Below are 25,905 nucleotides of genomic sequence, written 5' to 3'. Positions count from 1 at the left end.
CGGTCACGACAGCGCGAAAATCCTGACCTCGCGGCCGATGCCCTGGAGCTCGGCCATGCGCGACACGGAGTGAACACTGCGCTCCCGCAGCATGTCCGACACACGGCTGTCGTGCACGACGGCCTCCGTGGTCATGATGACGTTCGGGTCGGCGAGACCCTGGACGCGTGAGGCGATGTTGACCGTCTGGCCGAAATAATCCTGGCGATCGTTCAGGTTGACGGCGAGGCATGATCCCTCATGGATGCCGATCTTCAGGAGAAGGTCGTCGGCGCCGTGCTCGGCGTTCAGGCGCAGCATCGCCTGACGCATCCGCAGAGCCGCCGCCACCGCCCGGTCGGGGGTCGGAAAGCTCGCCATCACGGCGTCGCCTATGGTCTTGACCACAGCCCCCGTTTCGGCGGCGACGATCTCGTTGAGGACGCGGAAATGGGACCGGACGAGATCGAAGGCCGCGATGTCGCCGACGCGTTCGTAAAGCGCCGTCGAGCCCCTTAGATCGGTGAACAGGAAGGTCAGGCTGGTGATCTTCAGGCGCTGATCGACGTCAAGCGTGTCGGTTCTGAATATGTCGCGAAAGCTCTGGTTGGTCAGCAAGCGCTTGGCGGTCAGAAACGGCCGTCTGCGCCCCAGAAGATCATGCAATTCGTCGCCGGCGACACAGACATTCGGCACCACCCTGCGGTCCGTGTGGTTTTCAAGCGCGAGCCTGAGCAGGCCCGGACGCAGAGTAATCGTCTCGCTTAGAACATGGCTCCGGGTGATGACCATCGACAGCGACTGGCGCTCGCTCGTGGGCTCCCCCTGGACATCGATGAACTGCGCGGCATGCGTCACCGCGTCGAAGATGATGACGAACTTGGACGGCAGCTGCAGCGAGACGAAGGCTTTTTCGCCCGGCGCCAGCTCGATCATCTCCAGTTGAATAGGCGCGAACTTCTCTTCCAGATCGTCAGGCAGATCGACGCCGGAACTGAAAAACATCTGCCGGTAATATTCGAGCGGCGGCAGGAGATCGGGGTCGTGCGCGGCGATGCGGCGCACTCGCGGGTTAACGGTGAACGTCACCTCCACCATCTCGTCGAGCGTCGGCTCGTATCCCGCGGCGCACAGCCCGCAGTGATAGACATCATGGACGACGCCCTTCAGGCTTGCTCCGGTGTCCAGCACCCCGCCGCAGCCCGGGCAGAGCACGTTCCAGGTCATGTCGAAAATGCCGAGACGCGCCGCATGCAGGAACGCGGCGATCGTCCGCTCCTCGTCGAGCCGATGTCCGCCTGCGAAAGCAAGCACGTTGATACGGTTGAGATCGCGATCGGCGCCGCGCGCGACAACGGCTTCGATGCACGCCGCCGTCTCTGCGTCGGCCGCCTGTCGCAGGGCGGCAAAAAGGGCCTCGACATCGCTCATGTGACCATTCCGATACGGACAATCGACAACAGACATCGCCAATGAGCTAATATAATATCACGGTAAACCACGGAATGCATGGGGGAGCACGGCGCCCATCGTATTTGGTCGGTGCCGCGACTGTAAGCCCGCGGCACCGCTGGAACGTTACGCCACCCGTGTCTGTTTCTTGACCGCCACCTTGGCGGTCTCCAAGCGCTGGGCGACGGCGTACTGGATCGCCAGGCCGATCATGAGCGTCGTGATTTCGACCGCCGACGAGAACACATACGCCTCTCTCAGCACCTGCAATACGATGGCGACAAGCGAGCCCCAGGCAAACACGGCAAGGCCCTGCTTTCCAAGCAAAGACACGGCAGCCAGCTTGGCACTTCCCGCGATCGTGCGGAACACGGCGATCTGCGAGACGACATATGCCAGCGCCAGGGCATGCATCAGTCGCGGCAGCGGCAGGATGCCCTTTTCGAAACCGACCAGCAGCGCGGGACTGTCGCCCCAGGCCGTCAGCTCATAGTTTTGTCCCTGGATGACGAACATCGAAAAGCCGAGATAGGTGATCGCAACCGTCATCAGGACGGGGCTGTAGCCGACAAAGGTCTCGCCCTTCTTGGCAGAAATACCTGCGCACAGGCCGATGCAGTAGATCAGCTGCCAGGAGAAGGGATTGAGGAACCAGGACCCGTCGGTGGGAAAATTGGGCAGGTTGATATTGTTCCATCCCGCGATGGCCCAGATCGATACCGACACCGACAGCAGGAGAACGCGGCTTCGGGCGGCGAGGGCGAGAAAGACCGGCGTTGCGGCCAAAAGCAGCATGTAAAGCGGAAGAATGTTGAAGTAGCCCAGCTGGTGCGTCATCGTGAGGACGCCGAGCGCGGTCGTCCACGGCGCTTCCAGATAGGACATCATGTTGACGCGCTCCGAAAGCGCGGTCGTGCCCAGGAAATCGTGGCCGGTCATCAGGACGATGACGGCAAGCACCGTTGTCAGCAGGTGGACGCCGTAAAGCCGGCCGGCGCGGCGAAGGACACGCGCGACCGCGTTGATGCGATCGCGGGCATAGGCGTTGGAATAGGCGAGACCGGCGGACATGCCGGACATCAGCACGAAGGCCTCGGCCGCGTCGGAGAAGCCGAAGTTCTTCGACGTGACGGCTTCCAACATGTTGCCAGGCACGTGGTTGATGAAGATCATCACCAGAGCCAGGCCACGAAAGAAATCAAGGCGCGGATCTCGGCCGGCCGATTGAGCGGCAGGGTGCTGCATGGTTAACTTGTCCCGCTGATTCATTTCTGTTTTCGATGAACCCACGGTAACAACCGCCGGATGAAGCCCACATGAACGGGCGGTTCACCTTTCCGACATCAGCGGAGAGATCTGTGAAGAAACCGCTACGGCGATCAGGCCGGCCAGTCCTCCATCGCGACCTCGCCTGACGGCATCAGCCTGGTGCAGACGAAATGCGAGAGCCTGTCGTGCCGGATGACGGCGGCGCTGAGGCGACCGGTCCGGTAGGCGGCGGTATCGAGCGCGATGCGATTGTCGTAGACCTCGGGGCGCAGCGAATTGGTGATCGTATGGCCGTGGACCACGATGTGATCGAAGGGATCGACATGGTCGAGGAAGCCCGCGCGTATCCATCTGAGGTCATAATCCGTCTGCTCGGCCAGAGCGACGCCTGGACGGATGCCGGCGTGGACGAAACAGTAGCGCCCGATCTGCCTGTAGGTCAGCGCGTTGTCCAGAAGATCGGCATGACCGGGAAAAGTGCCGCGAATGTCGGCCGCGATTCCCTTGAAATCGGGAACCGGCCGGCTGGAATAGGCGCTGACGGTTGCCACGCCACCCCAGTCCATCCAGTTGACGGCGTCCTCGGGCGCAAGGTCCTCGGGCAGCAGCGCCCGCAGGTAAAAGTCGTGATTGCCGAGAATCAGGGACGAACCCGGATAGCGGTCCAGCGTCGAGGCGACGAGATCGAGCACCAGCGGGCTGCGCGGTCCCCGGTCGATCAGATCACCCAGGAAGATCACGACCGGCTTCGTCGAACCTTGATCTCGCGACGTCCGCGATGTGATCGAGCATGGCTTCGAGAAGATCGGCACGCCCGTGAATGTCGGCGATTGCATAGATCAAGGGCAGTGCGTCGTCTGTCATAATGGGCCGATTCTCCCGTGCGAAGCTGAACCGCTCCGCCGCATTTCCTGACGACAAGCATCTACGCCATGGCCCGACCGCTCCGCAAGGTGACGACGCGCAGATAACGGCGGGCGGCCATTTCAGTGAACTGTCGAGGGCCTAGAGATAGTCCAGCCCGATATCGAGCACCGGGGCGCTGTGCGTGATCCAGCCGACCGACAGGAGATCGACGCCGGAAGCGGCGATCTCGGCCGCGGTCGCCGGATTGATGTTGCCCGACGCCTCGGTGATCGCGCGGCCCGCGACAAGCGCCACGGCCTCGCGCAAATCGGCCGGTGTCATATTGTCGAGAAGCACGGCGTCGACGCCGATATCCATGGCATCGCGGAGCTGATCGAGCGTATCGACCTCCACCTCGATCTTGACCATGTGGCCAACGCCGGCCCTGGCGCGGCGGATGGCTTCGCCAACGCCGCCGGCGATCGCGACATGATTGTCCTTGATCAGCACCGCGTCGTGAAGCGCGAAGCGATGGTTCATGCCGCCGCCGGCCCGAACGGCGTATTTCTCCAGCGCCCTCAGCCCCGGCGTCGTCTTGCGGGTGCAGACGACCGACGCGCTTGTGGCGGAGACCGCCTGCACGATCCCAGCGGTGACGGTGGCGATGCCCGAGAGGTGGCCGAGGAAATTGAGCGCGGTGCGCTCGCCGGTCAGAAGCGCGCGCGACGGTCCTTCGATGGTCGCGATGACATCGCCGGGCTTGAGCGCGGCGCCGTCATCCATGTGGCGGGTCATCGAGACGGCCGGATCGACGAGCTGAAAGGACAGCTCGGCGGCATCGAGACCGGCGACGACGCCGTGCTTGCGGCTGACCATGGCAAGGCGCGACCGATGGTCGGCGGGGATGACGGCCGCGGACGTGATGTCGCCGGCAAGGCCGAGATCCTCGACAAGCGCATTGCGGACGGCCGGCTCGATGACGATGCGGGGAAGGGAAGCAAGCATGATGGTTTCACTCTTCAAGCGGTATGAGCAAGGGATTGGGGCGCGATGCGGTGCGCCGCGTCGAGAATGGATTTGAGCGTCATCCTGCGTCGCCGTGCATCGGCAAGCGGCAGCGGATAATCGGTGCGCGCATGGGCGCCGCGAGATCCTCCCGCAACGCGGCGAAGACGGCGATCGAAAGCGCGACCAGCGCCGGGTCGCTCGAAGGTCCTTCCTCCAATGCGAGCGGCAGCAGGCTGGCGACCGCGCCCTTGATCGCGCCGGCATTGCGCAACACGCCGAGGCCGCGCGACACGATCGGGCGAACGGGCGTGAGTTGCGACGGCAACGGCAGCCGCTCGGCGACGCACGGCCGAGGGTTCCGCGCCGATGTTGCAAGAATATCGCGGGCCGCCCGCATGCCCATCGCCGCGGCCTCAAGCAGCGAGTTGCTGGCCAGCCGGTTGGCGCCGTGCAGGCCGGTCGAGGCCGCCTCGCCGACGACCCACAGTCCGTCCACCGTACTACGTCCTTGAAGATCGGTCGCCACGCCGCCCATGTGATAATGGACCGCCGGGCGCACCGGGATCGGCTGGCGCGCCGGATCGACCCCGGCCTGCCGGCAAAGCCTTGTTATTCCCGGAAAGCGGTCCGGGAATCGCTGCCCCAGCGCCTCGCGTGCATCGAGAAACACGCCACCGCCTTTTTGGATCTCGGCGCTGATGGCGCGCGCGACGATATCGCGCGGCGCGAGTTCGGCGCCGGGCTGATCGGCGAGGAAACGCTCGCGTTTCTCGTTGATGAGGATCGCGCCTTCCCCACGGACCGCCTCGCTGATCAGGCCAAGGGGGTGGCCGGCGGACCAGCCGGCGGAATTGAGCGCCGTCGGATGAAACTGCACGAACTCCATGTCGGCCAGTTCTGCCCCGGCGCGCGCGGCAAGCATGACGCCCTGTCCGTAATTGCCCGTTGGCGTCGTGGTCGCTTCATAAAGACCACCAACTCCGCCCGTCGCCAGAACGATCCGCGTCGTGGGGATGATTGCGGCACCCGATGGCGTCGCGCACAAAAGGCCGGCCAGTGCATCGTCGGTCTTGAGCAACCGCCGCACCTCGACGCCCTCGATCACGGTGATCGACGGGGTCCGGCGGACCCGTTCGACGAGCGCGCTGACGATCGCAGCACCCGATCCGTCTCCCGCGACATGCACGATGCGGCGGCGGGAGTGGGCGGCCTCCAGCCCGAGCAGGTAAGAGCCATCCGGCCCACGGTCGAAAGACACGCCGAAGGTTTCCAGGGCGGCGATGACCCGCGACGCGTCGCCCAGGATCGCGGCGGCCGCCTCGGCATCGCACAGTCCGTCGCCGGCCGCCAGCGTGTCGACTAGATGCAGGCCGACGCTGTCGTCGCCCCCGAGACTGGCGGCAATGCCGCCCTGCGCCCAGGCGCTCGACGTCTCGGCGCCGAGTGCCGCCCGGGTGAGCAGCACGACGGGCTGCGGCGCAAGCGTCAGCGCCGTCATCAATCCGGCCAGTCCGCTGCCGACCACCGCGACATGGCCGGCGAACTGATCGAGGCGCTCGGTCATACCGCCAGCATCCTCTCGACCGCGCGCCGCGCATCGGCGGCGATGGCGGGATCGACCGTCACCTCGTGGCGATTGTCTTCGAGCGCCTGGCGGATATTGGCGAGCGTGATGCGCTTCATGTGCGGACACAGGTTGCAGGGACGAATGAACTCCACATCCGGGTGGTCGACGGCGACGTTGTCGCTCATCGAACATTCCGTCAGAAGCACGACGCGCGCCGGCTTCTTCTCGCCGACATAGTCCGACATCACCGCCGTCGAGCCGGCGAAATCGGCTTCCGCCACGACGTCAGGCGGGCATTCCGGATGCGCCAGAATGGTGATGCCAGGATGCGCCTCTCGCAGATCGCGCACATCCCGCGCGTTGAAGAGCTCGTGCACCTCGCAGTGGCCGTGCCAGGCGATGATCTCCACATTCGTCTCGCGCGCGACGTTCTGCGCCAGATACTCGTCCGGGATCATCAGCACCTTCGGCACGCCGAGCGACTCCACGACCTTTCTGGCGTTGCCCGACGTGCAGCAGATGTCGGAGGCGGCTTTGACGGCGGCCGAGGTGTTGACATAGGTGATGACGGGCACACCCGGATGGGCCTGGCGAAGAAGCGCGATATCCTCAGGCGTGATCGAATCCGCCAGCGAACAGCCCGCCGCCATATCCGGTATCAGCACGGTCTTTTCCGGGTTCAAGAGCTTGGCGGTCTCGGCCATGAAGTGAACGCCGGCCAGCACGATCACATCCGCCTCGACGTCGATGGCCTTGCGCGCCAGCGCCAGGCTGTCGCCGACGATATCCGCCACGCCGTGGAATATCTCCGGCGTCTGGTAGTTATGGGCGAGGATCACGGCATTGCGCCGGCGCTTCAACTCGAGGATCGCTTCGACATCCGCCTGATGGGAAAGCCACTCGGCTTCAGGCATGACTCGGCGAACGCGCTCATAGAGCGACGACATGGAAATCGGCGAATTCATCAACAAGCTCCCTATATACTCTCAGTGAGTATATCTCGGGCAAATAGATATTCTCGATTCGAGTTTATGTCAATTGCGGGAGAGAGGAAGTTTCGAACCCGACAGTGCGCGCTCCTCGAGCACCGCGTGCCGGTAGCGGAAAAGCTTGGCGGGGCGGCCACCGGTCTCGCTGGCCATGCCACCCGTTTCCTCGATCAGTTCCTGCTGATCGATCAGGCGGCGGAAATTCGGCTTGTGCAGCGTGAGCCCCGCCAACGCCTCGATCGTGCGCTGAAGCTGCAGCAGGGTGAAATTCTCCGGCATGAGTTCGAAGACGACGGGGCGGTATTTGATCTTGGCGCGCAGCCGGGCGATCCCGGTCGCCAGAATGCGGCGGTGGTCGGCGAACATCGGGCGTCCGGTCGCGGGATCGGCGGCCGCGCCGGCCTCCTTGACGATCTCGGCTTCATACATCAGTTCGTAGCGCTGCAGCGCCAGATCCTCGTTCCAGGCAGCACCGTTCAGCCCGAAAGCGAAATCGACCCGGCGTTGACGGCTTTCGCGGCGGGAGGGTTCCATTGCCGTCCATTCGCGCAGACGCTCGGCAATGGCGACGAGAACCTCCGGCCGGCCGTTTCGATGATCTTCCCAAGGGAAATACGCGTACCATCCGTGCCAGCCAGGCTTGCCGGCGCCGGGCGCCGCCTGCTCGCGAACGAGACCGAGGTAGCTGATCGAGATCGTTCTGCGCCCCTCGCTATCTCCCTGACCCTCGACCGACGAACGGTCGCGATCGGCGAAGGTGTAGAGCTGCTCGAGATAGCCGACGGGATGCCCCGTCTGATCGCCCACCCATTCGCGCAGGCCTGATTGCAGGCTGCGGTGACCGAGCTCGAACGGACCGGAGGGCAGCGCGTTGCCGGAATCAACGGTCATCACGCGTGGCTCCGCACCCGTGACCGCGGTCAGAACGGCGATCAGTTCGGTGTGGGCATGCATGGCGCTCAAAGACGATATCCCCGGTGTGTGAATGGTGCGCCCCTTCTCTCACGACGAGGCGATGCGGCGCAAGTTCATGAGGAAACGATCACCAACCAGAACCGCCGCGAAATTTCGGCAAAAATAATCTACAAAAATGATAGAAAAAGAATAAGCAATCTTTCGCCAGCGCTGCGCCCTGATAGGCTGAAGCCATGAACTGACCGCCGGAACAAGGACGCCTGCATGCCCGGCATGAAGCATCCGCACTCGTGAAAGGAAATTTGATGAGCAACGGCCTGATCGTCGGCTTCTCGGGAAACATCACCCGCCCCTCCAGCACCAGGCGCTTCGTCGACAGCGTGACCGCATCGCTTGCCGAGCGCGCCGGCTTGACGCACGAAGTGTTCGATGTGGAAGACTTCGGCCCGGCGCTGGCGCGGCGCGGGCGGTTACCGACCTCGATCCGAAGGCGCAAACCATCGTCAGGACCATCATCGAGGCGGATGCCCTCGTCATCGGATCGCCGACCTACAAGGGAAGTTTCACCGGCCTGTTCAAGCATGTGATCGATCTGCTCGATCCAGCCGACCTGCGCGGCAAGCCGATCATTCTCACGGCGACCGGCGGTGGCGACCGGCACGCTTTGATGGTCGAACACCAGCTTCGTCCGCTGTTTGCTTTCTTCGAAGCCTTCGTCGTCCCGACCGCCGTCTACGCATCAAGCCGGGACTTCACCGACGGAGCCCCCTCGCCAGCCATCAGCGACCGCATCGAACAAGCTCTCGCGCAAGCGACCGCGCTGCTGCGCGGCCGCTCGATCCCAACGGCGATCGCCGCCGAATAAGAGAGGGACTTAGGCGGTTTCCCGGCGCTTGGCCGGCTCGACGCCATAGGCGCGGCCGAAGCGGTTGGCGAGGAAATCGTCGAGCGAGATCTCTTCCTGGCGCACGAAACCCTTCTGAGGCAGCTTTCCATCCGCCAGCAGGTCGAGGACCGCCGTGATGCCTGCCGCCGTGGTGATCTGGATCGCGCTCATCCGCTTGTCCGCGACCATGCCCGCATAGACCTTGTTGGCGTAGGTTTCCTGCAGGTACCGGCCGTCCTTCCAGCCGCAGACGGTCACGAAGACGACGACGACGTCCTGCATGGTGGCCGGCAGCGCGTTCTCGAACAGATCCTTCAGCACGTCGCGGCGGTTCTTCAGGTTGAGATCGTGGAGAAGCGCCTTGATGATCGCCTGATGACCGGGATAGCGGATCGTCCTGTAGTTCATCGTGCGAACGCGGCCCTGCAGCGTCTCCGCCAATGTGCCGAGGCCACCTGATGTGTTGAAGGCCTCGTAGGTCACGCCATCGAGCGAGAATTCCTCGCGCTCCTCCATCGCCGGAACGTTGATCAGCTTGCCTTCGACGATGGCCTCGCACTGCTCGATATATTCGTTGATCAGCCCGTCCGTGCTCCAGGTCAGATTATAGTTCAGGGCATTGGACGGATATTGCGGCAGGGCGCCGACCCGCATGCGCACGCTGTCGAGGCTGTCGAACCGCTTCGCCAGATCGTTGGCAACGATGGAGATGAAGCCCGGAGCCAGGCCGCATTGCGGGATGAAGGCCGTATCGGCGCCATCCGCCAGCGTCTTGACCATTCGGGTCGTGGCCACGTCTTCGGTGAGATCCAGATAATGAACGCCGGCGTCCAGCGCCGCCTGCGCGACCTTGCCGGTCAGATGGAAGGGCGCCGCCGAGAGCACCGCGAACTTACCCTTGAGCACACCGACGAGAGCGGCATGATCGGCGATATCGACCGCCGTGACGGAGATCGCGGGATGGCGGTCGATTTTCGCCAGCTGCTGCCCATCCCTGTCGGCAACGACGACGCGGTAGCTGCCGGTGTCGGCCAGCATCAGAGCAATGGCGCCACCAATTTTCCCGGCGCCGACAACCACGATGACCTTCATATAAATCCCCTGCTATTTGCCTATAGGTTTCTTATAAGTGTAAGCTTCGGCTGGTTGATTCATAGCGTCGAAACTGTCATTTCGATGCTACAATCTAGTCAGATCGCTGTATAAGATCGACGAATTGCGAGGATCCGATGCAACTGACCCTCAAGGACCGGGAACTGCTCGCGCTACTCGGGGAAAACGCCCGGACGCCGGTCGCAGCACTCGCCAAGAAGCTGTCGCTTTCGCGAACGACGGTTCAGGCGCGGCTGGAACGGCTGGAGCGCGAGGGTGTCATAACCGGATATGGCGTCAGGCTGTCGGCGGAATATTCCTCCAGCCTGATCAACGCCCATATCCTGATCACAATCGCCCCCAAGGCGCTCTCGGAGGTGGTGGCCTCGCTGGGCAGGGTTCAGGGCGTGACGACGCTGCATTCGGTCAGCGGCTCGTTCGATCTCATCGCCATCATCGTGGCGCCCACCATCACCGAACTCGATCACCTCATCGACGAGATCGGCGCGATGAACGGCGTCGAACGAACCTTGTCCTCAATCATCCTATCGACGCGCATAAGCCGGTAGACAGCGATGGACCACAGGATTTTCCTAAAAACGTGGAGATCCTGTACACCGCGCTCTACGTAGACAGCGATAGACGGCAGACGGGCCAGAAACGGAAATGACGAGATGTATCGCTCAAGACGCTCCTTCCTCACGGCCATAGCTGCGAGCCTTTCCGCGGCAGCGCTGATGCCGCTCGACCAGGCGTTCGCCGGGAACGGGAACGGGAACGGGAACGGGAACGGGAACGGCGGTAGCAATGGTGGAGGGAATGGCAACGGCAATAATGGCAAAGGCAACGGAAATGGCGGCCCGTCGGGCACGTCACCAGGTCAGACCGGGGACCGGGACGCCGATGGCCGCAGTAACGGTGGTTCAAGCAGCGGTGGCTCGGGTAGCGATAGCTCGGGCAGCGGCCGGACCTCGCCCACCTCGGGCGCGCAGGCATCGCGAAATGCCGACGGCTCCATCCGCGTGCGCCACCGCAACGGCATCACCGAATCCGTCGCCGGCGGCCGCTACGTGATCAAGGATGGCAAGGGCCGGACGATCAGCAACCGCCCCGCCAAGCCGGCCGACATCAGCCGCCTGGACAAGTATCTGCCCTAGCTCTGGTCACGCCACTTGATGGCGGCCTCGGTCCGGTTCGTGGCGCCGAGCTTCTGCAGGATCTGCGTCATGTGATGCTTGACGGTCTTTTCCTGCAGGTCGAGCCGCAGGCCGATATGCTTGTTGGAGAGCCCTTCCGCCACGAGGTCCATGACCTCCTTCTCGCGCGGCGTCAGCTGACCCGCTGGCGACTGGGCGCCGCGCAGCGAATTTTCCACCAGCTTCGCCGACATGGCCTGCGAGATGACGCGCGTTCCCTGCAGCGCCTGACGGATGGCCTGGGCCAGGGCGCGTGACCCGACCCCTTTCAGCACGTAACCCGACGCGCCGCGCTGCAGCGCGCTGGAGAGCGTGTCGACCTCCTCGTTGGCCGTCAGCATCAGCACTTTGGTCCCGGGGCTGCGCGACAGGATCTCGGCGATCGCATCCAGCCCGCCGCCCGGCATCGACACGTCGAGCAGAAGGATGTCGGGCCGGCTCTCGGTGGCGAGGCTGACGGCGTCCTCACCGCTCGCGCCCTCACCGACGACGTCGAAATCGCTGACCTCGGCAAGGCTCCGGCTCACCCCCTCGCGAAACAGGGGGTGGTCATCAACCACGCCAATGGTGATTGCGGTCATAATGCCTCCTCCATTTCCACGGGTTCCAGGCTCATGGTCACGACCGTGCCATCCTCGCCCGTAGTGATTTCAAACCGTCCGCCCAGACTGTCGATGCGTTCGCGCAGACCCGCGAGCCCGATACTGGTCGGGCGCACCTCGCTCGGATCGAAGCCATCGCCCCGATCGCGCACTTCCACCCTGACCTTGCCGTCGCGAAGCGTGGCCTCGACGGACTGCCGCACGCCGCCGCCATGGCGGTAGGCATTGTTGAGCGCTTCCTGGGTGAAGCGGTAGATGCAGCTTTTCAGCGCCGTCGAAACCTCCGAGCCGTCGCTGTCGACGTCCGCCGCCACCGTGGTCCCGGTCCGCGCCTCATGCGCCTCGACGACGCGCTCGACGATTTCGGTGAACGAGGCGCCGTCGATCTGCGGCAGCACCAGCCCGCGGCAGATCGTGCGGATCTCGGCCATCGCCTCGGCGAGGCTCGAGCGTATCCAGGACAGCTCCTTTTCGCGTTCCTCGGTCGTCGTGTGGGAATCGGCGAGCATTTCGCTATCGAGCCTGAGCGACGCATAGGCGATATGTTGCGCCGGCCCGTCGTGGAGATCGGCGCCGACCCGCCTCAGATAACTTTCGTTGAGTTCCGCCGCCCGCTGCGACGCGCGCTGCAGGCGGCGCTGCAGCGCCTGGTTTTCGCCGAGCAGTTCCGATAGTTCCGCGACCTTGCCCTTCAGATCACCGCGTTGCCTTTCGATAAGCCTGCTGCCGCGAAAGACGATGGCGGACAAGGCCAGGAAGAAGATCGCCGTCAACAGCGCGACCGACGCCATGCTCCAAAGCCTGGTCCGCGTCAGGCTGTCGCCGAGCCCCTCGGCGGTCTCGTAGAATTCGAGGACGGCGACGGGCTGACCGGACCAGGGCTGGAGGACGGGATTGTAGATCTCGATCAACGGATTGCCGAGCTTGCTCTCCTTTTCGCTTTCGGGGTCGGACGCCTGTTCGTATCGGGCGACCAGCGATCCCGCGAAGGCCTGGCGCAGTTTGTCGGTGACCGGGAACTTGCGACCGACCAGCTCCTTCTCGTTGGAGTAGAGGATCGTTCCATCCCGGCGCCACAGCTTGAAGGAGACCAGCCGCTTGCCGAGCTCGCCCTGCGTCAGCGCTTCGTCGAGCGCCTGGGCACTGCCCTCCTCCAGAAGGTCCTCGGTCTGCATGTCGGGAAGGACCGGCGCCACGACGCTGTCGACATAAAGCGCGGTGGTCGCGCCGGTATGGCGGATGACGGCGTCCTCGATCACCTGCGTCAACAGCATGCCGATGGCGAACATCGTCCCGACGGAGAGCACGCCTCCCGTTATGAAAAACTGCGCGGCCAGAGAACGGGTGTGCCAGTGGGAAAGCCAATGCATATGCGACCTGTCGAACCTATGTCCGACGAAGATGGGACCGGGCTCGGAAAATTCCAGAAGCCGCCGCCATCGATATCAATTCGCGACGTCTCGGGTGTCGATGATCTGGGCGCCCGCCACGCTCTTGCTGATCTCGGCAGTGCCGCCCGACATCGCCTGGCCGAAGAAATAGAGAACGCCGCACAGGAAAACGACGAGGGCGATGACCGACATGTTCACCGTAACGGGTATCGAAGACGTCTCTCGACTGTTGCTCATGGCGAGAACTCCCTGTCTTTGCTGCGAATTCAATGTCTTTGCCGACAATTCAACGTGCCGGCGGGAGCAGCTGTTCCCGACCCCGGACCTTGGTCTGAGTGCATGCCGGACTGAGGTCCGGGTGGCGGAACAGCGACTTGGCCCGCCCGTTGTCTGCTCGGCGACCAAGAGCGGTCGTTCTCGAAAAGGAGGAAGAGAGATGCTCTCCAAGATCATTATCGGCGCGGCGACCGCCGCGACCCTCATGTCGGGCGTTGCCTTTGCCCAGTCTTCCACGGTCAATGGCGCCGCGGGCGGTGCCGTCACGGGCGCCATCGTGGGCGGCCCAGTCGGTGCAGCCGTCGGCGGCGTCGCCGGCGCGGTCGTCGGCACGGCGATCGATCCGCCGCCGCGCAAGGTCGTCACCTACGTCCAGCAGGCCCCGGCGCCGACCGCGCGCGTCGTCGTCAAGGAGAAGATCGTCGTCGGCCAGGCACTGCCTCAGACCGTCGTGGTCACCCCGATCCCCGAGGATCCGAACTACTCCTATGCCATCGTGAACGACGAACGCGTGATCGTGGAACCGTCGTCCCGCAAGGTCATCCAGGTGATCAACTGACCGGACGACCGACTATGCATCGGACGCGGCGCGGCCGCGTCCGGCCACCCGCGAACAAGCGCGATGAACCACCCCGTCGACAAGGACATGCACAGATGGACACAGTTGCGAGACTGACATTCGCGATATCGAGCGCCGTCGGCGCCTGCATTCTTGCCGCATCGGTCGCCTCCGTCGTCATGGCCGACCCCTCCCAAACGACCGCGATGCCGAAGCAGGACCTGTGGACCTCTGAGCCCGTCCGCGTCGATCCGCTGGCGCAGAATTACGAGCGCCTGCCACCGGCCTACTCGACCTACGCGATCGAGGCCGCAGCCGGCTTTCAACAAGCCTCCCGCTAGAATAGACACGCCAAATCCCCCACGCCGCCCGAAAGCCCGTGGTTTCAACCATGCAATCTTCACTCGGACGGGGCGCTGGAAATCACCTCGATTGAGTAAGTAAAATATGGCGCTTTCCAGCGCCCCGTTCGGCGGTTTATGCCCGCGACTCCGATCTCTCTGCCTTTCCGCCCAACTTCGCGGCGGAACCATGTGTGCCTCACAGGCACGTCCGGGCTCAACTCAGGCACCATCTCGCGATGGAACCCGCCGTCACCGGAGGGAGATCATTTTCCGCGGACCCGGACCGTGAGGTTTCGCGTCCTACCCTCACGCTCCGCGCCGATCCCGCCTCGCCGGCACGCCTGCCGGGGTATCCGATGACGGGACGCCTTTATTTTAGCGCGAGGTTTTTCGAGCGGGGAAATTCGAGACGTCGATTTCGGCCAAGATATTGATCTGCAACGCTCGCACCGACCACCACATCCCCATGCAGGGACGCGCGTCGTTCACGACGCGGCGCGCCATGGCTCATTCCGTGTGCCATCGCCTGCTTGGATAAAGCCTGGACAAGCCGGCGTAGAAGCGAAGGGAGAGCGAGCAGCGCTGGAGGTCTTGCCGATCAACGGAAAACGCCGCGAGGCAGCGGCGTTCGATGGTGAAAGCTCTCAAAACGCGACAGGCGCCGGGGTGAACCGGCGCTTGTGCGATCATTCGGCGGAGGTCAGGCCTCCCGGCCGAACGCCACTACTGAATAACCTGGACGACCTTGCGGGTCTGCGGTTCGACGATGACGCGCTGCTGGCCCACGATCACGTAACCGTAGTTCGGATCCTCGGGAACGGGCGTGACGACGACATCAGGCGGAAGGGCCACGCCGACCTTGACGCGTTCCTGGACCACGACGGGCTGTGCCGGCATCGGCGCCTGTTCGACGTAGGTGACGACCTTGGCCGGCGGAGGATCGATCACGCCGCCGGCAACACCGCCCACGACCGCGCCGACACCGGCGCCGATCGGACCGCCGACGATGGCACCGGTAGCGGCGCCACCGACAGCGCCCGTAACCGCGCCATCGGCGTAAGCGGAAGCGGCCATACAGGTCATCGCTGCTGCGAGAATAATGCGTTTCATTTTCATGCTCCTTCTCTCAATTGGTGCATGAAAAAGACTGTTGGCCGGCATTTGTTCCGCCTATCGGACTTAGGTCCGGGGCATGCGGCCGCAGGCGCGCAGGTCGCAAGTGCAGCAATGAGATGGCCCACGATCAGGCTTTGTTTGCCGCTTCCAGGGTGGAGATCAGCACGCCCGCGGTTGCCACCGAGGACCCCGGGTTCTGACCTGTGATGAGCAGCCCATCCTGAACGGCGTAGGATTGCCAATCGTCAACCTTGGAATAGAGACCGCCCTCGCTCTTCAGCATGTCCTCGACGAGGAAGGGCACGATATTGGTGAGACCGACGGCATCTTCCTCGCTATTGGTGAAGCCGGTGACCTTCTTTCCGGCGACGAGCGGCTTGCCGACGGCTGACTTCACGTGGCGCAGGACGCCGGGGGCGTGGCAGACGAACGCGATGGGCTTGCCGGCAGCATACATGCTCTCGATCAGGCCGATCGAATGCTTGTCCTCGGCCAGATCCCAGAGCGGGCCATGACCGCCCGGATAGAAGACGGCGTCGAAATCGCTTTCGCGAACCGTGGAAAGCTGGACCGTGTTGGAAAGCACCTTTTGCGCGGCGGCATCGGCGTTGAAGCGCCGGGTTTCGGCGGTCTGGAAATCCGCTTCGTCGCTCTTCGGATCGAGCGGCGGCTGGCCACCCTTGGGCGAGGCGACCGTGACATCGGCACCGGCCTTGAGGAAGGCGTAGTAGGGCGCGGCGAACTCCTCGAGCCAGAACCCGGTCTTCTTGCCGGTGTTGCCGAGTTCGTCATGCGAGGTGAGTACCATCAGAATCTTCATAGTGATCTCCTTGCCGCGTTGCGCGCAGCCTTGAAAATTGTTGCCGGCGTGTTGCGATCAACACGCTTTGCCGACAGGTTGTTCCCGTCTGGACAAGGAGGATCATGCGCCCGCTCCAGAAATTTTTGAAATTTATTTATTTGATTTCAGTTATTCACAATGGATTATAACTGAATGCAATACGACCTGAATCTTCTGCCAGTCTTCATGGCCCTCTTCGAGGAGCGCAACGTCACCCGCGCAGCCGAGCGGCTCGGGATCACGCAACCCGCGCTATCCAACGCACTGAAGCGGCTGCGCGAGACGATGCACGATCCGCTCTTCGTGCGCGAACGCTATGGCATGCAGCCGACGCAGATGGCGCAGGACCTCGCGCCGGTGATCGGCGCGGCATTGGCCGCGATCGACGAGGCCGTTCGCGGCCAGCAGGACTTCGACCCCTCGAAGGCCGACCGACTTTTCCTGATCGCGCCGAACAGTCTGGTCGAATTCGTGCTGATGCCGGCGATCGTGGCGCGGCTCAGGGAAATCGCGCCGGGCATCCGGCTGCGACTGGCGCCCTTCGGCAACGATCTCACCGAGGCCGGCGTGGTCTCCGGAACGACGGCGATGGTGATCGGTCGGATTACCGACCCGCCCGACAATCTCGTCGTGCAGCATCTGATGGACGACGGGCTCGCCTGCGTGGTGAGGGCCGATCACCCGCTGGTGGGAGAGCGGCTGACGAAGGCGGTCTATGAACAGCTACGGCATGTGAACGTCCTGCCGCCCGGGCGGCTACGCGCCGGCCTGTTCCGCACGCTCGAGGAGCGGGGACTGAAGCGCGACGTGGCCGTGTCCGTCACGCACTTCCTGGCCGTGACCGAGATGATCGCGGCGACGGATTATTGCGCGACACTGCCTCGCCTGATCTGCCGGCATCTGGCCGACGACAAGAGACTGAGAGTGGTGGAGCCGCCGGTCGATCTTGGAACCTTCCCGGTCGAAATGGCCTGGCACGTCCGCTATCGCAACGATCCCGCGCATCGCTGGCTGCGCTCGCTGATCGCGGACATGGCGCGGGAACTGGCCACCGCGACGCGGTGACCAGAGGCGGGCGAGGCGACCGGGAGAGGCTCTAAGCCCGCAGGCGCCCTCCCTCGGCATCGAAGAACAGGCGCTGGCTGGACGACAGGTCGAGCGCGATCAGGCTGCCCGGCTCTATGTCCGGCCCGGCTCTCTGCTCGACCACGAGGTTCTGGCCGTCCTCGAGCGCGCAGTAGATATACCGCGTGCCGCCGAGATATTCGAAGAATTCGACGCGCGCGGCGATCGACCGGTCGCCGGTCTCGCCGATCACGATATGCTCCGGCCGGATGCCGATCATGAACTCCGTGCCGCGCGCAATGCTCGCCGGCAGTCCCTCGTCCCCGAAGCTCTTCGCCGCGATCTCGAAGCGTCCGCCGCCCTCCCCGACCGCCTTCAGGAAATTCATCCGGGGTGAGCCGATGAAGCCGGCGACGAACATGTTGGACGGATTTTCGTAGATCTCCCTTGGTGATCCCGATTGCTCGACCTTTCCATTCTTCAGAACGACGATCTGGTCGGCCAGCGTCATCGCCTCGGTCTGGTCGTGCGTCACGTAGATCATCGTGTTGCCGAGCTCACGGTGAAGCCTGGCGATCTCGATGCGCATCGAGACACGCAGCTCCGCGTCGAGGTTGGAGAGCGGTTCGTCGAACAGGAAGACATCGGGCTCGCGAACGATCGCGCGGCCAATGGCCACGCGCTGCCGCTGGCCACCGGAGAGCTGCCCCGGACGGCGGTCGAGAAGATGGTCGATCTTCAGGATGCCGGCCGCCTCGTCAACACGGCGCTTGATCTCGACCGCGTCCGTCTTCGCCATCTTCAATCCGAATGCGAGGTTCTCCCGCACCGACATATGCGGATAGAGCGCATAGGACTGGAAGACCATGGCGATCCCGCGATCGGAGGGGTCGAGATCGGTGACATCGCGCCCCTTGATGCTGATCTCGCCATCGGTCACCTCCTCCAGGCCGGCGATCATCCTGAGCAGGGTCGATTTTCCACAGCCGGAGGGGCCGACGAAAACGACGAAATCGCCCTCCTTGATATCGAGATCGATGCCGTGCACGACAGGCAGGCTGCCGTAGGATTTTCGCACACCCTTGAGCGATACGCTCGCAGTTTCCATCGGGACCATCGGCCTACTTCCCGGTCTGGAGCCAGACCAGCATGGCGCCCGGCTCGCGGTTGTCCCAGAGATGATAGGGCACGAGCGTGACGGTTGCCGGTACCTGCTCGGCCGGACGGGTGCGATAGAGCGAGCCGTTCCAGCCGCTTGAATCTTCCCTGGAGACGTCGAGCTCGACCGCCACCGCGCCGTTCAGCCCTTCGATCGTCTTCGTCCGGTGGCCGCCGAGCTTTTGCGGGACGACGAAGGCGTTGAGGTCGTGGCCGTTATCTGTTTCCTCGACGCAATAGATCAGCGGACCGCGGGCGAGCGCAACGCGACCGACGTCCTGGCGGACCTTCGGCGAGGCGTATTGCGGGCGAAGCTGCAGCGGAAGATCGAGCGCGATGACATCGCCCTTCTTCCAGGGCCGGCTGAGCCGCGCATAGCCATCGACGACCGACGAGGCGAGATCGACCGTCTCGCCATTCACCTTCAGCGAGGCGCCCTCGGCCCATTCCGGGATGCGCAGCGCGATGCCGAATTCGGCCGTTCCGTCGACATCCACGTCGATGCGGATATCGCCATTCCACGGATAGTCGGTGTGCTGGGTCAGCTTAACCTTGCCGCCCTCGAGCTGCGCTTTGACGCTGCTCTCGCCATAGAGGTGAACGGCGATCTCGTTGTCCGCGACCGCGTACATGTAGGAGCCGACGGAGGCGACGAGGCGGGCGATGTTCGGCGGGCAGCAGGGGCAACGGTGCCAGACCCAACGGTGATGCTTGCCGGTGCTCTCAAGCGGGTTGTCGTAGAAGAAGGTCTTGCCGTCGAGCGCCAGGCCGGTCAGTGCGCCGTTATAGAGCGCCTGCTCCATGACATCGGCATAGCGGCGGTTCGGACCTCGGCCGAGCATGCGGCTTGCCCAGAAGACGAGCCCGACGGAGGCGCATGTTTCGGCGTAGGCGGTGTCGTTGGGCAGGTCGTAGTAATCGGTGAAGCCCTCGTTGCTCGCCGCCGGGCCGATGCCGCCGGTGACGTACATCTGCTTGACCGTCAGATCGTCCCAGAGCGTCTCCAGCGCATTGGTCAGCGTGTCGTCGTGATACTCGGTGGCGATGTCGGCCATGCCGGAATACTGGTACATGGCGCGCACGGCGTGGCCGACGACCTTCTGCTGCTCGCGCACGGTCTCGTGCGCCTGGCTGTATTCGTAGGTCTTGTGCACATAGTCCTTGGGATCGCGGCCGCCGCGAATGGCCTCGGCGGTGAAGAAGTGGGGCTCGCGGCCGCGCTCGTCGATGAAGAACTTCGAGAGATCGAGATACTTCTTCTCGCCCGTCACGCGCGCCATCTTGACCAGCGCCAGTTCCACTTCCTGGTGGCCGCAATAGCCGGGGATCTGGCCTTCGCCGTGGCCGAAAACGGTTATCATGTGGTCGGCATAGCGGCACATGATGTCGAGAAGCTTGCGCTTGCCGGTCGCCTGGTAATAGGCGACGGCGGCTTCCATGAGATGGCCGGCGCAATAAAGTTCGTGATGGTCGCGCAGGTTCGTCCAGCGCTTGCCGGGCTGCACGCGCTGGAACCAGGCGTTCATATAGCCATCCTCCTGCTGCAGCTTTTCATACATGTCGATGATGGCGTCGGCGCGTGCTTCAAGCTCCGCGTTCGGCTTGCGGTAGAGCGAGTAGGCGATGGTCTCGATCGACTTGCCGAGATCGGAATCCCAGAACATCTGGGTCGAGCCGGTCCACTTCTCGTCGATCGGGATGACGATCCCCGGGCTCGGCTGGTTCACGTCGATCGCCTGGATCATGCCGGCCTTCTCGCAGCGGTCGAGCAGGATCGCCGCCGTGGAATCGCATACCGCATCCTGCCACTTGCCCCAGAAGCCGTAAAGCTCGACATCGGGAACGGCGACCGGGCGGAACTGGCTCTTGTTTTGTCTGGTCATGATTGAATTCTCCTTTGAATTACTTGACGGCGCCGGCCATCAGGCCGCGCATGTAGAAGCGCTGCAGAAGCAGGAAGACGAGCAGGCAGGGGATGACCATGACGACGACGCCGGCTTGCACCGCGCCCCAATCGATGGCGCCCATTCTGGATGAGCGGACAGCGGTCATCAGTACCGGCAGGGTGAACTTGTCGTTGCTGGACAACAGCACCAGCGCCGCGAAGAACTCGTTCCAGGCATTGAGGAAGGCGAAGATCGCGACGGTGACGACACCGGGCAGCACCAGCGGAAACAGCACGCGGGCGAGCAGGCCGAGATCGCGCGCGCCATCGATGCGGGCGGCTTCCTCGATCTCCTTGGGCACGGCATCGAACGCATTGCGCATCATGAAGACGGAAAAGGGCAGCTGCAGCGTGACGTAGACGAGCGTCAGCCCGAGCAGCGAATTGTTGAGCCCGAGCTTCGAGAGAATGATGAACAGCGGCGTCAGGATCGACTGGAACGGGATCATCAGGGTCGCGATGATCAGGACGAACAGCACGTTCTTGAACGGGAACCGGTAGCGGGAAAAGCCGTAGCCGGCGAGCAGGCTGATCGCCACCGTCAGCACCACCGTCGCCACCGACACGATCAGCGAGTTCAGCATGTGATGCCAGATGCCGGCGCCGAACGTATCGAGTGCCCTGTAGGCATCGACGCTGAGCCCGCTCATGCCGCTCAGCGGCCACGGCGGCAGCGCCGTTTCGCTCCGCGGGCGGAACGAGGCCATGAGCATGACCGCGAAAGGCGCCAGGAAGAAGAAGACGATCGCCGCTCCCGCGACATGATAGCCGGCGGCGCGGCGCGCATTGCGGCGCGCGCGCAGGGCGGTGCGGCCGGTCATGGGCGATCCTCCCCGACCTTGAGCAGCCAGAGCTGGACGATGCTGAGCGCCACCAGGATGAGCAGCAACGCGATGGAGAGCGCCGCGCCATAGCCCAGGTTGAACGACACGAAGGACTGATTGAAGATGTAGTAGACGATCGAAATCATGCGGTTCTGCGGTCCACCCGAGGTCATGATGTAGAACTGGTCGAAGGCGAGGATCGAACCGGTGACCGACAGGATCAGCGCCAGCGCCATGGTTCTGCGCATCAGAGGCAGCGTCAGGTGGCGGAACCGCTGCCAGGCGCCGGCGCCATCGATGCGCGCGGCTTCCGTCAGCTCCGACGGAATGCCCTGAAGACCGGTCAGAAGAATGATCATCGTGAACCCGGCGATCTTCCAGACGACCATGACGATGATCGTCAGGAAGGCGGTGTCGAAGGTCGCGAGCAGGTTGCGCCGGCCCTGTGTCAGGCCGAGCATTTCGAAGACCGGCGAGAACAGGCCGCTGTCGACGTTGGCCAGCCATACCCACAGAAGCGACGCCGATGCCAGGCCGATGACGACGGGCAGGAAGATGATGGTGCGATAGCCCGACACGAAACGGCGCGGCTTGTCCACGAAGAAGGCGAGCGGGAAGGCCAGCGCGAAGATCGCGATCGTGACCACGAGCGTGTACTGCGCGGTGAAGCCGAGCGATGTCCAGAAGCGCGGATCGTTGAACATGCGGGTATAGTTGCCGATGCCGATCCAGCGCGGCGAGCCCATGAGCGGCCAGCGGTGCAGGCTCATCCAGACGGTGAAGAGCAGCGGCAGCACGAAGAACACGGTCACCAGGGCGATTGCCGGCGCGATATAGGCGACGCCGCGCCAGCTCCCTCTCCGCCGTCGCCTCCGCTTCGGAGAGACGGAGATGATTTCAGTCGTCATCTTTGATCTCGTTCGGTTTGTGACATGGCGAGCGATCGGGAGGTGTCGGGTCGGAACCACGCGGCGATCCCGACCCTCGAGATCCCGACCCTCGATGTTATTGCGCGCTGTCGAGGATCGACTGCATGTCCGCCTGGCCGTTGGCGAAGGCGCCATCGACGTCGTCGCTGAACATGGCGGCATTGATGAACTGCGACCACGGGCTGTTCGGGCTGTTGATCAGATCGTTGAACTGCAGCGTATAGGGGGTCTTGGCGACCTTGATCGCATCGGCGGCGACGAGCAGGCGCGGATCCTGTCCCTTCAGGACCTTTTCGGCGATGTCGGTGCGCGTCGGCAGGCTGCCGTTCTTGGCCATGATCGTCTGTCCCTCCTCGGAATAGACGAACTCGAGGAACTTCTGGATCTGGCCGACACGCGGCGTGCCCTTGGTGACGACGATGTTGTCGCCGCCGGCGAACGAGGACGGCTTGCCGTCGACGCCGGGGATCAGCGTCACACCGAAGTTGAGGTTCGGATGCTGCGTGATCATCGTGCCGATGGCGAAGGCGCCAAGGCTCTGCTGGCCGATCTTGCCGCCGAGGAACTTCAGGAAGTCCACGCCATTGTCTGTCGCGGCGCTGGCCGGAACGGCCCCGGACTTGACGAGCGCGCGATAGGCGTCGACGGCCTGGCGCATCTGCGGCGTATCCAGTGCCGCGGTCTTTCCATCGTCCGACAGGATGTCCGCGCCGGCGCCCCAGACCAGCGGTGCGAAGGTGAAGATCATGCAGCCGCCGCAACCGCCGCCCGAGAAATAGAAGCCGTAGTCGTCGCCGCCGAGCTTGCGGATCTTTTCCGCGTTGGCGGTGATCTCCTGCCACGACGTCGGCGCCTTCTCGGGATCGAGGCCGGCCTTCTTGTAGAGGTCCTTGTTCCAGGCGAAGACGGAGGTCTCGACCAGCAGCGGCAGGCCGTAGACCTTGCCTTCATAGGTGCCCTGCTTGACATGGGCGGGCGCCAACGCGTTGAAATAGCTGAGCGACTTGGCGAAATCCGTCATGTCCTCGAGCTGGCCGGCCGAAGCGAAGGACGGGGTGTAGATCAGGTCCAGCGAGATGGCGTCGGGCGCCTGCCCGCCGGCGACCGCCGTGCCGTACTTCTGGACCATCTGGTCGTTGGGGATCTCGGTGAGCTCGACCTTGTCGGTATTGGCGGCGTTGTAGGCGTCGATGACCGCCTTGAAGGCGCCGCCGCCGCTGCCCGAACGCACCCACATGCTAATGGTTTCCGCCGATGCCGCCGACCCCAGGCACATCGACAGCAATGCCGTTGCTGCAAGCATTCTCTTATGCATGATTTCCTCCAAATCATGGGGCAATCGCGCCCCGCCTCCCGTTAGATTTCCCGGTCTCCACCACAGGACTGGCGAACGACCAGCTTGCATGGAAGCTTGCGCAGGCCGGCTTCCACAGACCGTCCCTCGGCAAGATCCAAGATCGTCAGCCCGGCCGTGCGGCCGAGCTCCTTCAAATTCATGTCGACCGTGGTCAGCGCCGGCCGCGTCTGGTCGGCGAAGATCTCCCAGTTGTCGAAACCGACGATCGAAACGTCCTCGGGCACGCGCACGCCCCGCTCGCGCAAGGCGTCCACCACGCCTCTGGCGATCTGATCGTTGCCACAGAAGATGCCGTCGGGCGTTGGCTTTTCATCATCCCAGAGCAGGGCGACGGCTTCATGACCCCAGCCCTCGGTCCATGTGCCGTGCATGACGACGGCCCCAGCGCCGACGGCCTGGCGAAAGGCATCGGCACGCTCGACGGCCGAGACGAAGCTGTCGGGACCTGTCACGTGGACGATCCTTCGACGGCCGACCTTGCGAAGCCTCTCGACGGCGAGCCGGGCGCCGTCGGCATCATCGGCCGTCAGCACCACACTTCCGGGCACGCCCTCGGTGAAGGCGTAGACGACGGGCACCGGCAGGCCAGCGAGATCGACCGGGAGAGACCTGTCGATCCGCTTGCCCGTCGCGATGATGCCATCCACCTGCTTGTCCAGCATGGCGTCGACATGGACCTTGGCGAGTTCGGGGTCATCCTCGATCGCGCAGAGGAAGACGGAAACGCCGTGATCGACCAGCGCCTCCGATATCCCCGACATCAGCGGCAGGGTGAAACGACCATAGGTATCGTTGGTGAGCAGCCCCACCGTGAAACTTCTGTTGAAGAGAAGGCTGCGCGCCAGCGCATTCGGCCGGAAGCCGACATCGGCGGCGATCGACTTGATCTTCTCGCGTGTCTCCGACGCCATCCGGCCGGTGTCGTTCAGCGCTTTCGACACGGTCGAAACGCTGACGCCCGCCGCCCTGGCGACGTCATGAATTGTGACACGGCTGCTTCGAGCGACCACGCGATTTCCTCCCTCTCGCGGAGGTGAGAAAAGCGTTTCCCAAACATAAAGTCAACGTGAGAAAACGTTTTCTCATCATTTTCCCAATTTCGGGCACGGGGTAGCGCCTGGACCGATAACAAAGGTCGCCGGGCCAGCAACGGCGATCATTCGAGCCGTACATTCTCGCCGATGAAAATCCGTGGCCTCTGGGGCGGCGTTATGTCTTCGCTGGCGAAGCGGCCGGCATGGTGGAGCTGGATTTCGATGGCGCGCCGCGCCTCCATGAAAGGCTCGCGGTCGATGATCGCGTCGACGACACCTTCGTCCATCAACGCCACCCGCTCCGGCGTCACCGTGTGGGTGATGACGCAGACGGACTGGTCCTTGCCGATGGCCTTCAGCTCCTCGGCGAGCACGGGATTGCCCACCGACATGTTGTAGACGCCGCGCAGCGCGGGGTGGCGGCGCAGCAGAGCGCGGAAGTCCTTGCGAATGTTCTCCTGCTCGTAGCTCTGAAACGTCTCGACCACACGGCAGTTCGGATGCTTCCGGCCCAAGGCGTCGTGGAAACCCGCCGCGCGCTGGTCGTGCTCCAGCAACCGATGGAGACCGACGATGACGACCACGTCGCCGCCGGCCTCCCCCAGGAAACGCCCCATCAGCGCGCCTGCCGTGCGCCCTTCCTGAACGGCGTTCGATCCGACATAGGCGATACGGCCGGTGCCCGGCAGGTCGGAGGCGACGGTGACGATGGGCAGCTTGCGCGACAGCTCGTCCACCTTCGCGGTCACTTCGGGATCGTCGAACAGGATGACGACAAGGCCGTCGCACTCGGCCGCGGCCCTCGCCAGCGTCCTGATCGCCGCGTCGGCCCTGATCTGCTCGAAGTACCAGAAGGTGACGCGGATATTGTAACGCTTGTATTGCTGCGCCGAGCGGACGAAGCCCTCGCGCAGCTTGACGTAATACGAGTTCACGTTGTTCTGCAGCACCACGCCGATCCGCAGGATGCGCGTCGGCATCATCGTGAGCGCGCGGTCGACGCCGAGCGCTCTCGCGGTCTCGATGACCAGTTGCTCGGTCTTCGGCTTCACGCCGCCACGGCCGTTCAGCACCCGATCGACGGTGATCCGGCTGACGCCGGCCGCCGCCGCGACGTCATCCATGCTCGGCTTTCTCGCCACGGTATCCTCCCTCGCTCCCACGTCCGCGAGCTTAGAGAATGATGCATTTGCGTCAATATTCGCGTTGCGCCACGCCGTGTGTGGACGGATATTTTCATCCTGTCTGGAGGCGTGAAGGGAAGC

General features: G+C 63.8%; 27 protein-coding genes and 2 pseudogenes. 6 read left to right on the top strand and 23 right to left on the bottom strand.

Annotated features, from left to right (window positions below; all coding sequences use genetic code 11):
* Positions 1-3: 3 nt before the first annotated feature.
* The 9 genes and pseudogenes from P3R82_RS06110 to P3R82_RS06070 all read right to left on the bottom strand — a co-directional run bounded on the left by P3R82_RS06110 (position 4) and on the right by P3R82_RS06070 (position 8,307).
* Positions 4-1,410: an adenylate/guanylate cyclase domain-containing protein gene (locus P3R82_RS06110; protein WP_283193425.1), complete on the bottom strand. Its 1,407-nt coding sequence runs from the start codon at positions 1,408-1,410 to the stop codon at positions 4-6.
* 147 nt (positions 1,411-1,557) lie between these two features.
* Positions 1,558-2,676 carry an OpgC domain-containing protein gene (locus P3R82_RS06105; protein ID WP_283193424.1) on the bottom strand — a complete coding sequence of 373 codons (1,119 nt, stop codon included), beginning with the start codon at positions 2,674-2,676 and terminating at the stop codon, positions 1,558-1,560.
* A 134-nt stretch (positions 2,677-2,810) separates the two neighbouring features.
* Positions 2,811-3,440 (bottom strand): metallophosphoesterase, encoded by a 630-nt coding sequence (locus tag P3R82_RS06100; RefSeq protein WP_283193423.1) that lies wholly within the window; start codon positions 3,438-3,440, stop codon positions 2,811-2,813.
* On the bottom strand, positions 3,424-3,564 hold the full coding sequence (locus P3R82_RS06095) for a hypothetical protein (protein WP_283193422.1): 141 nt from the start codon (positions 3,562-3,564) through the stop codon (positions 3,424-3,426). The genes P3R82_RS06100 and P3R82_RS06095 overlap by 17 nt, the downstream gene beginning before the upstream one ends.
* Positions 3,565-3,705: 141 nt before the next feature.
* Positions 3,706-4,554: a carboxylating nicotinate-nucleotide diphosphorylase gene (gene nadC, locus P3R82_RS06090; protein WP_283193522.1), complete on the bottom strand. Its 849-nt coding sequence runs from the start codon at positions 4,552-4,554 to the stop codon at positions 3,706-3,708.
* Between the two features lie 11 nt (positions 4,555-4,565).
* Positions 4,566-6,118: pseudogene (locus P3R82_RS06085) on the bottom strand (L-aspartate oxidase).
* A complete protein-coding gene (nadA, locus tag P3R82_RS06080; protein ID WP_283193421.1) occupies positions 6,115-7,086 on the bottom strand; it encodes a quinolinate synthase NadA in 972 nt (323 codons plus the stop codon). Before nadA ends, P3R82_RS06085 begins: the two are co-directional and overlap by 4 nt.
* 69 nt (positions 7,087-7,155) lie before the next feature.
* On the bottom strand, positions 7,156-8,073 hold the full coding sequence (locus tag P3R82_RS06075; RefSeq protein ID WP_283193420.1) for a hypothetical protein: 918 nt from the start codon (positions 8,071-8,073) through the stop codon (positions 7,156-7,158).
* A gap of 39 nt (positions 8,074-8,112) precedes the next feature.
* Positions 8,113-8,307 carry a hypothetical protein gene (locus P3R82_RS06070; RefSeq protein ID WP_283193419.1) on the bottom strand — a complete coding sequence of 65 codons (195 nt, stop codon included), beginning with the start codon at positions 8,305-8,307 and terminating at the stop codon, positions 8,113-8,115.
* Positions 8,308-8,330: 23 nt separating this feature from the next.
* On the opposite strand from P3R82_RS06070, the pseudogene msuE reads away from it, so the two are divergent.
* Positions 8,331-8,890 (top strand): annotated as a pseudogene (gene msuE / locus P3R82_RS06065) (FMN reductase).
* Between the two features lie 9 nt (positions 8,891-8,899).
* Here msuE and P3R82_RS06060 read toward each other — a convergent pair.
* A complete protein-coding gene (locus P3R82_RS06060; protein WP_283193418.1) occupies positions 8,900-10,003 on the bottom strand; it encodes a saccharopine dehydrogenase family protein in 1,104 nt (367 codons plus the stop codon).
* A gap of 137 nt (positions 10,004-10,140) precedes the next feature.
* Between P3R82_RS06060 and P3R82_RS06055 the strand changes: the two genes are divergently transcribed.
* Together P3R82_RS06055 and P3R82_RS06050 are read left to right on the top strand one after the other, a co-directional pair.
* Positions 10,141-10,572, top strand: a complete 432-nt coding sequence (locus P3R82_RS06055) for an Lrp/AsnC family transcriptional regulator (protein ID WP_283193417.1) — start codon at positions 10,141-10,143, stop codon at positions 10,570-10,572.
* A gap of 105 nt (positions 10,573-10,677) precedes the next feature.
* The gene (locus tag P3R82_RS06050) at positions 10,678-11,160 is read left to right on the top strand and encodes a hypothetical protein (protein ID WP_283193416.1); all 483 of its coding nucleotides are present in this window, start codon (positions 10,678-10,680) and stop codon (positions 11,158-11,160) included.
* On the opposite strand, the gene P3R82_RS06045 is transcribed toward P3R82_RS06050, so the two are convergent.
* The 3 genes from P3R82_RS06045 to P3R82_RS06035 form a co-directional block, all read right to left on the bottom strand.
* Positions 11,157-11,780 carry a response regulator transcription factor gene (locus P3R82_RS06045; protein ID WP_283193415.1) on the bottom strand — a complete coding sequence of 208 codons (624 nt, stop codon included), beginning with the start codon at positions 11,778-11,780 and terminating at the stop codon, positions 11,157-11,159. The two genes, P3R82_RS06050 and P3R82_RS06045, sit on opposite strands and share 4 nt — an antisense overlap.
* Positions 11,777-13,171: a sensor histidine kinase gene (locus P3R82_RS06040; RefSeq protein ID WP_283193414.1), complete on the bottom strand. Its 1,395-nt coding sequence runs from the start codon at positions 13,169-13,171 to the stop codon at positions 11,777-11,779. Before P3R82_RS06040 ends, P3R82_RS06045 begins: the two co-directional genes overlap by 4 nt.
* A gap of 75 nt (positions 13,172-13,246) precedes the next feature.
* Positions 13,247-13,429: a hypothetical protein gene (locus tag P3R82_RS06035; protein WP_283193413.1), complete on the bottom strand. Its 183-nt coding sequence runs from the start codon at positions 13,427-13,429 to the stop codon at positions 13,247-13,249.
* A 199-nt stretch (positions 13,430-13,628) separates the two neighbouring features.
* Between P3R82_RS06035 and P3R82_RS06030 the strand changes: the two genes are divergently transcribed.
* Together P3R82_RS06030 and P3R82_RS06025 are read left to right on the top strand one after the other, a co-directional pair.
* A complete protein-coding gene (locus P3R82_RS06030; RefSeq protein ID WP_183898686.1) occupies positions 13,629-14,027 on the top strand; it encodes a DUF1236 domain-containing protein in 399 nt (132 codons plus the stop codon).
* A 95-nt stretch (positions 14,028-14,122) separates the two neighbouring features.
* Complete coding sequence (locus tag P3R82_RS06025) at positions 14,123-14,368, top strand: hypothetical protein (protein ID WP_283193412.1); 246 nt, start codon at positions 14,123-14,125, stop codon at positions 14,366-14,368.
* 378 nt (positions 14,369-14,746) lie between these two features.
* Here the strand turns inward: P3R82_RS06025 and P3R82_RS06020 are convergent, their stop codons facing one another.
* From P3R82_RS06020 to P3R82_RS06010, 3 genes are all read right to left on the bottom strand, one after another.
* Positions 14,747-14,875, bottom strand: coding sequence for a hypothetical protein (locus P3R82_RS06020; RefSeq protein WP_283193411.1), 129 nt, complete (start codon positions 14,873-14,875; stop codon positions 14,747-14,749).
* Between the two features lie 219 nt (positions 14,876-15,094).
* On the bottom strand, positions 15,095-15,481 hold the full coding sequence (locus tag P3R82_RS06015; protein WP_183898684.1) for a DUF1236 domain-containing protein: 387 nt from the start codon (positions 15,479-15,481) through the stop codon (positions 15,095-15,097).
* A gap of 133 nt (positions 15,482-15,614) precedes the next feature.
* The gene (locus tag P3R82_RS06010) at positions 15,615-16,307 is read right to left on the bottom strand and encodes a type 1 glutamine amidotransferase domain-containing protein (RefSeq protein WP_283193410.1); all 693 of its coding nucleotides are present in this window, start codon (positions 16,305-16,307) and stop codon (positions 15,615-15,617) included.
* 174 nt (positions 16,308-16,481) lie between these two features.
* Between P3R82_RS06010 and P3R82_RS06005 the strand changes: the two genes are divergently transcribed.
* On the top strand, positions 16,482-17,393 hold the full coding sequence (locus tag P3R82_RS06005) for a LysR substrate-binding domain-containing protein (protein WP_283193409.1): 912 nt from the start codon (positions 16,482-16,484) through the stop codon (positions 17,391-17,393).
* 31 nt (positions 17,394-17,424) lie between these two features.
* Here P3R82_RS06005 and ugpC read toward each other — a convergent pair whose 3' ends face one another.
* From ugpC to P3R82_RS05970, 7 genes are all read right to left on the bottom strand, one after another.
* Complete coding sequence (ugpC, locus tag P3R82_RS06000) at positions 17,425-18,501, bottom strand: sn-glycerol-3-phosphate ABC transporter ATP-binding protein UgpC (protein ID WP_283193408.1); 1,077 nt, start codon at positions 18,499-18,501, stop codon at positions 17,425-17,427.
* Between the two features lie 13 nt (positions 18,502-18,514).
* Entirely contained in the window at positions 18,515-20,434 is a 1,920-nt protein-coding gene (locus P3R82_RS05995) for a glycoside hydrolase family 127 protein (RefSeq protein ID WP_283193407.1), read from the bottom strand.
* A 19-nt stretch (positions 20,435-20,453) separates the two neighbouring features.
* A complete protein-coding gene (locus P3R82_RS05990) occupies positions 20,454-21,317 on the bottom strand; it encodes a carbohydrate ABC transporter permease (protein ID WP_283193406.1) in 864 nt (287 codons plus the stop codon).
* Positions 21,314-22,228, bottom strand: a complete 915-nt coding sequence (locus tag P3R82_RS05985) for a sugar ABC transporter permease (protein ID WP_183898679.1) — start codon at positions 22,226-22,228, stop codon at positions 21,314-21,316. The genes P3R82_RS05990 and P3R82_RS05985 overlap by 4 nt, the downstream gene beginning before the upstream one ends.
* Before the next feature lie 97 nt (positions 22,229-22,325).
* Positions 22,326-23,564 (bottom strand): sugar ABC transporter substrate-binding protein, encoded by a 1,239-nt coding sequence (locus tag P3R82_RS05980; RefSeq protein WP_283193405.1) that lies wholly within the window; start codon positions 23,562-23,564, stop codon positions 22,326-22,328.
* A 41-nt stretch (positions 23,565-23,605) separates the two neighbouring features.
* The gene (locus tag P3R82_RS05975; RefSeq protein ID WP_283193404.1) at positions 23,606-24,616 is read right to left on the bottom strand and encodes a LacI family DNA-binding transcriptional regulator; all 1,011 of its coding nucleotides are present in this window, start codon (positions 24,614-24,616) and stop codon (positions 23,606-23,608) included.
* Between the two features lie 146 nt (positions 24,617-24,762).
* Positions 24,763-25,782, bottom strand: coding sequence for a LacI family DNA-binding transcriptional regulator (locus P3R82_RS05970; protein WP_283193403.1), 1,020 nt, complete (start codon positions 25,780-25,782; stop codon positions 24,763-24,765).
* Between the last annotated feature and the right edge of the window lie 123 nt (positions 25,783-25,905).

It is taken from the genome of Rhizobium sp. AN80A, from assembly GCF_030053015.1.
GTDB lineage: Bacteria > Pseudomonadota > Alphaproteobacteria > Rhizobiales > Rhizobiaceae > Rhizobium > Rhizobium metallidurans.
The sequence above is the reverse complement of the archived record's forward strand: the minus strand, read 5'-3'. Positions and strand labels throughout refer to the sequence as shown.